This window comes from Pseudomonadota bacterium (assembly GCA_010028905.1).
Taxonomy (GTDB): domain Bacteria; phylum Vulcanimicrobiota; class Xenobia; order RGZZ01; family RGZZ01; genus RGZZ01.
The window spans coordinates 1-6,033 of sequence record RGZZ01000313.1 but is presented as its reverse complement, the minus strand read 5'-3'; the positions used below and the strand labels follow the sequence as shown (position 1 = coordinate 6,033).

Annotated in this window: 7 protein-coding genes; 6 read left to right on the top strand and 1 reads right to left on the bottom strand. The window is 67.5% G+C overall.

The window, feature by feature from the left end; genetic code table 11:
* Window positions 1–45 precede the first annotated feature (45 nt).
* From EB084_17775 to EB084_17750, 6 genes are all read left to right on the top strand, one after another.
* A complete protein-coding gene (locus EB084_17775; GenBank protein NDD30109.1) occupies window positions 46–897 on the top strand; it encodes a squalene/phytoene synthase family protein in 852 nt (283 codons plus the stop codon).
* On the top strand, window positions 894–1,406 hold the full coding sequence (locus tag EB084_17770) for a hypothetical protein (GenBank protein ID NDD30108.1): 513 nt from the start codon (window positions 894–896) through the stop codon (window positions 1,404–1,406). The genes EB084_17775 and EB084_17770 overlap by 4 nt, the downstream gene beginning before the upstream one ends.
* 40 nt (window positions 1,407–1,446) lie before the next feature.
* Complete coding sequence (locus EB084_17765; GenBank protein ID NDD30107.1) at window positions 1,447–3,270, top strand: rhomboid family intramembrane serine protease; 1,824 nt, start codon at window positions 1,447–1,449, stop codon at window positions 3,268–3,270.
* A 287-nt stretch (window positions 3,271–3,557) separates the two neighbouring features.
* Window positions 3,558–4,406 carry a YHYH protein gene (locus tag EB084_17760; protein NDD30106.1) on the top strand — a complete coding sequence of 283 codons (849 nt, stop codon included), beginning with the start codon at window positions 3,558–3,560 and terminating at the stop codon, window positions 4,404–4,406.
* Window positions 4,403–4,948, top strand: coding sequence for a hypothetical protein (locus tag EB084_17755; protein NDD30105.1), 546 nt, complete (start codon window positions 4,403–4,405; stop codon window positions 4,946–4,948). Before EB084_17760 ends, EB084_17755 begins: the two co-directional genes overlap by 4 nt.
* A complete protein-coding gene (locus EB084_17750) occupies window positions 4,945–5,631 on the top strand; it encodes an SCO family protein (protein ID NDD30104.1) in 687 nt (228 codons plus the stop codon). The genes EB084_17755 and EB084_17750 overlap by 4 nt, the downstream gene beginning before the upstream one ends.
* Window positions 5,632–5,792: 161 nt before the next feature.
* Here EB084_17750 and EB084_17745 read toward each other — a convergent pair.
* The coding region (locus EB084_17745) for a hydroxyneurosporene methyltransferase (GenBank protein NDD30103.1) at window positions 5,793–6,033 on the bottom strand (241 nt) is incomplete at its 5' end.

The window sequence follows — 6,033 nt, the reverse complement described above, 5'->3', positions numbered from 1 at the left end:
ACCCAGACCTTCGATCTCGCGCAGTCGTACCGGCACTGCGACCAGATCGCGCGAACCCAGGCGCGCAACTTCTACTACGGGTTCCGCCTCCTGCCCCGCCAGCGCCGAGACGCCCTCTCGGCCATCTACGCCTTCTTCCGTGCATGCGACGACTACTCCGACGAGGCCGGCACCCCCGAAGAGAAGCGCAAGGCCCTCGAGAGCTGGCGTGCCAGCCTCGACCTGGTGATCTCCGATCCGTCCCGCGCGGCGACCCTGGGACCGACGTGGCCGGCGTTCAGCGACGCCGTCCGTCGCTACGCCATACCACCGCGCTACTTCCACGAGCTGCTCGACGGCACCATGACCGATCTGGAGAAGACCACCTACCAGACCTTCGACGAGCTCTACCGCTACTGCTACTGCGTCGCCTCTACGGTCGGGCTGGTGTGCGTGCACGTCTTCGGATTCGACGGCAGCGACGAGGCGCTCCAGATGGCCGAATGGTGCGGCATCGCCTTCCAGCTCACGAACATCCTGCGCGACGTCGACGAAGACGCTCGACTCGGTCGCATCTACCTGCCCTTGACCGACGTGGCGCGCTTCGGGCTCACCGAGGCGCACCTCACCCAGCCGCCTGATGACGAGCGCTTCCGCCGGCTGATGGCGTTCGAGGCCGAGCGTGCCCGCGACTACTACGCCCGCTCCGCACCTCTCGTTGCACGCATCGACCCCGCGTCGCGCGCGGGATTTGCCGCCCTCGTGGCCATCTACCGCACCCTGCTCGAGAAGATTGCGAGCGAGCAGTTCCGCGTGCACGGCCGCCGCATCCGTCTCTCAGCCGCGACCAAGGTGATGCTGCTCATACGGGCGTTCATCACCGCAGGCATGCCCCCCCACGCGGGCCAGGGCCGATGACCCTGCAAACGCCCACCTCGAAGGAGCCCCCCTCCCTGATGGACCCCGCTTTCGTGCGCACCCTGACCTTCGTCCTCATCGCCGTCGTCGGAGCCACATTCGGCGACACGCTCCTCAGCATCGGCATGCGCCGCGTCGGCGAGCTCGGCGCCAGCGACGTCCGATCGGTGGCGACCTATTTCTGGCGAGCCCTCACCCACCCCTATGTTGCTGGTGGCATCGCGTGCATGTCGATCTACTTCTTCACGTGGCTTGTGGTGCTGTCGGAAGCCGACCTCTCGCTCGCCCTGCCACTCACCGCGCTCACGTTCGTGCTCGGCACGGTGCTGGCACGCTGGTGGCTGCACGAGACGGTCACGCCAGCTCGCTGGTTCGGCACCGGGGTCATCGCCATCGGTGTCGTCATCGTGGCCCTCACCGGCACCCACCAGATCTCCAGCGCTCCGGAGAAGCAGGGGCAGGAGACCGCGCCTCCCCCTGCCTCGGTGACCGCCGAACCTCGCCCCTGAGCGGCGGGGAAGCGCCTCGCCCTCGTCGTAGATCGCGCCGATGATCTGCGTGACGTGCCAGGGCAGCGGCATCTGCCCGGACTGCCGAGGGCTCGGGCAGCGCTGGTGCGACCGCTGCGGCGGCCGCGACCGGCGAGCATCTGGCGTCTCGTGTGCGACCTGCCAGGGGGCCGGCATGCTGGCGTGCCCGACCCGCTGCCCCGCGTGCAGCGGCAGGGGGCGTACGCTGGCCACCCTCGACCAGGCCGTCGTTGAAGGGCCCGCGCGCGATGACGACCTCGCTTCTGGAACCGCAGGGCTGCTCATCGCCACCTTCCTCTCATTCGCCCTGGAAGGCCTGTTCCCAGGATACCGCTACTGCTTCTGGCTCTATGGCCCCCAGGTCCTGAACGGCCAGTGGTGGCAGCTGGTGACGTCGCTCTTCCTGCACAGCACGCTACTGCAGCTCGGATTCAACACCGCTGCGCTCTACGCATTTGGAGCCCCGCTCGAGAACGCCCTGGGAACCCGCCGCTTCGTCGCGCTCTACCTCGGCGCCGGCATGGCCGGGCTCTGTGCGGCCTATGAGCTGTCGGAGGCGGGCTGCGATGTGACCGTTCTCGAGGCCCAGCGCCGCGTGGGCGGGCGCGTGCGCACCCGACGCGATTTCGCCGATGGGCTGTACGTCGAAGAGGGTGCGACTCGCTTCCCGGATGTCCACCACCTCACGATGCACTACCTCGAGAGGTTCGCGCTGCCGCTGATTGCGTTCGACCGTCCAGACATGGGGCACACGCTGCGCATCGTGGGGCACGATGTCGAAGCGCACCCGTGGTCGCAGGATGCGTGGCCGGACGAGCTTCCCCTCCACGCCGACGAGCGGGCGCTGACGCTGCACGAGCTGACCGAGCGCTACGTCGCTCCCCTGCTCGCCGAGATCGGCGACCCGTTCTCTCCGGGCTGGCCGTCGGCGGACCTGCGGGAGCGCTTCGATGGCATCGGATACGCCGATCTACTGCGCGCGCGCGGGGCCTCGGAGGGCGCGATTCGTGCGCTCTCGCTCGGGTTCCACGTCGGCGAGGGGCCCAACAGCGTGTCTGCCCTTTGGTGGCTAGAAGCGATGGCCGTCGACGCGTCATCACAGCGTGCGTTCAAGGTAAAGGGTGGTAACGACCGCCTGGCCGAGGCCTTCGCACAGCGCCTGCCGGGACAGCTGCGACTGGGGCGCGTCGTGCGGCGCATCGAGGACGACGGCCAGGGTGTGACCGTGCACGCCGACACCCCCACGGGTCGCGAGACGCATCAAGCCGACTACGTCATCTGCACCCTGCCGCTGCCCCTGCTGCTCGATCTGCACTTCGCACCCGAGCTCGACGCGGCACACCGCGAAGCCGTGATGGCCGTTCCCTATGCGTCGCTGTCGCGCGTTGCGCTGCAGTGCCGCAGGCGGTTCTGGCTCGAGCAGGGGCGCTCTGGATTCGACGCCACCGACGAGGAGATCGCCGAGGTGTGGGACCTCACCGTGGGAGAGCCGGGGCTGCGCGGCGTGCTCGTGGGCTACACAGGAGGAAACGAGGCCCGACGCGTCACGGCGATGGCGGAGGCCGAGCGCATCCACTACACGATTGACCGCCTTGAGCCGCTTCTGCCGGGGCTGCGCGACCACGTCGAGGGGGGCGCGTCGACCTGCTGGGACACCGAGCCCTGGGCCCGGGGCGGAGGCGCCTGGTTTCGCCCCGGCCAGATGGGCCTGCGACCATTGCTGGCATCTCCGCACGGCCGCGTGCACTTCGCCGGAGAGGCGACCTCGCGCTGGCCGGGATGGGTTCAGGGGGCATTCGAATCGGCCCGACGCGCGGCGGCCGAGGTGCTCGAACGATCCTAGAAAATGGACGCAGCGCAAGCGATTTGTTCGGGCCAGATTCTAACCGAACAGCGGCCATTTAGCGTCTTGTCAACGTTCCTGATAGCACCGTTCGGTGAAATCCCACCGAACACCGAAGGCTCCACCGAACACCGAAGGCCTCGCCGACCGACCTTTACATTTCCGAAACAACTGACACAGCTTTTCATACGACCATCGACGATGATGGGCTCCAAACAGATGATCGACCTGGCCGAACAGGCGCCGCGTCACCCGCTGTCACTCTCCCGTTCGAGGAAGGAGTCTTCATGCGTCATCACGTGCTCACCGCACTCATCAACGGACTCGCCGTGCTCGCCGTGGCCGGCTGCGGCGGAGGAGGAGGAGGAGGCACCGCAGGCACGTCAGGAACCACGTCGAGTGCGTCGCTCGCCGCCGCCTCGAGCACGTCGCCCACTGCGAGCAGCGGCGTTTCGTCGACGAGCGGCACGTCAACGACGAGCACTTCCACATCATCGCTGCCCGCCGTGTTCAGCAAGTTCACATCGAATGTGCGGGTGAGCGTGAGCGGGAGCACCGTGGTGCTCGAGACCGACGACCTGCCCAACCACCGCAGCTGCTACTGGCCGGTGACCTCGTCGATGTACGAACCCTACACCGGCAGCAACCCGAACTTCTTCCAGAACCCTGGCTCGATCCAGGCGCAGACCCTCACGTTCCGCATCCCCCTGAACCCTGCGCAAGCCAGTGATCACCAGCCCACCAGCCTCGGGCCCATCGGCATCAGCGTGAACGGCGTGGCCATCTTCAACCAGTACAACGGGGGCGGGCAGGCGCTCACCTCGGAGATCGACACCTTCGACCAGTACGAAGGCCACCCGGCCAACACCACCTACCACTACCACGTCGAGCCGACCTACCTCACCCAGCAGAACGGCAAGAGCGCTCTGGTGGGCTTCCTGGCCGACGGCTTCCCGGTCTACGGGCCCGTCGAGAACGGCGCCACCGTCACCAACGCGATGCTCGACAGCTATCACGGCCACGTCGGCGCCACCGCCGACTATCCGTCGGGCATCTACCACTACCACGTGACCGCCGAAGATCCGTACATCAACGGCGGGGCCTACTACGGAACACCGGGGAGCATCTCGCGATGAAGGCCCCACGGATCGTGTCCGGCCTGGTGGTTCTCGCCATGACCCTGGGCTGGGGCGCCCTCCCGGCCACAATCGAGTCCACCGACGCCCGCCTCAGCCTCACCGATGGGCGGCTGCTGCGCAACGGCCTCCCGCTGACCGGGGTGGTCGTGGAGCGGGCGGCCAATCGCCACATCGTCGCCTCGACCGCCTATCGCGAAGGGCTTCGCGACGGGGAGAGCCTGCGCTTCGACCACGACGGCACCGTGCTCGAGCGCCGCACCTGGAAGGCAAGCAAGAGAGAGGGCACCCACGCCGCCTGGTACCCTCGCAGCGGACGTCCCCGCTTCTGCGCCACCTTCCACGACGATCTGAGCGAAGGCGCGGCCTACGAGTGGGCCGACCGCTCGGGCTGCCCCATTGTAGGGCGCTGGCAGTACGTGCACGGAGTAGAGGTGGGCATGCAGCGCGTGTGGCGCGCCGACGGCGTGGTGCGCGCCAGCTACCTGGCCTTGGGGAACGCGCGCTACGGGCTGCGCGGAAAGAAGGAGTGCAGCCGATGAAGTGGAGCCTCACCCTCGGCACGGCCCTGGCCGTCGCCATCGCCGGCCTTCTGTGGACCGAGCCATCGCGCGCGGCACAGGACGTTCTCGGCGCCGGACCCTGCACTCTCCTCGAGAGGCAAACGACCTGCAGCGCACCGAAAGCGCTGCCGTTCTACGCAAATGCCACGTTCACCCCTTCGTGGAACGTGAAGGAGGCCCATCGCGTGGGCGACTTCCGCTTCATCGACCAGAGCGGAAGCCCGTTCGAGGCGCGCCACCTCGACAACAAGATCACCGTGGTCTCGTTCTTCTACACCACCTGCAACGGCATCTGCGCCTCGAACACCCAGAACCTGGGCTGGCTGCAGAAACGCATGGCCCGACACCCGCGCGTGCAGCTGGCCAGCCACAGCGTCACCGGCGACAGCGTGTCCGCACTGGCCCGCTACGCGCGAACGAACGGGGTCGACGGGCGACGATGGCGCCTGCTCACCGGCGATCTGCGCGACATCGACGCAGTGATGCGCACCGCCTACTTCACCTATCCCGCCGGCGACGTGGGGCCGAAGCGGGAGGCGATGCACACCGAGAACCTGCTGCTCATCGATGGTCAGCGACGCATCCGTGGCGTGTACCGAGGAACCCTGCGACTCGACGTGGAGGCGCTGGCACGCGACATCGAGCAGCTCGAGGCAGAGTGAGGCATACCGATTCCGCGCTGCTGTTCGGCACTAGAACCACCGAACGCTACGCTAGAAATCGTCGATACGAAGTCAGCTTGCCGCTGTTCGACCGAAACCACGCCCGAACATCGACGCCGAATCCCAGACTGACCTCCGGATTCCAACCCCAACCACAGGCGCTACCGAGGGCGCGCCTCCACGACGCAGATCGGCCCCGGCGTCGCCACCACACGGGTGAGCTCAAAGCCCGCCTGGGCCAGCAGCGCGCGGAACTCTTCCTCGGTCCGCTCACGCCCCCCATCGGTGAGAACCAGCATCTCGAGGTCGAGGATCTTGCCGTGATAGGGTCCGTGGTGATCGGGAATCACCATCTCAAGGAGAAGCAGACGTCCGTCATCAGCGATGGCCTCGCGCACGCGC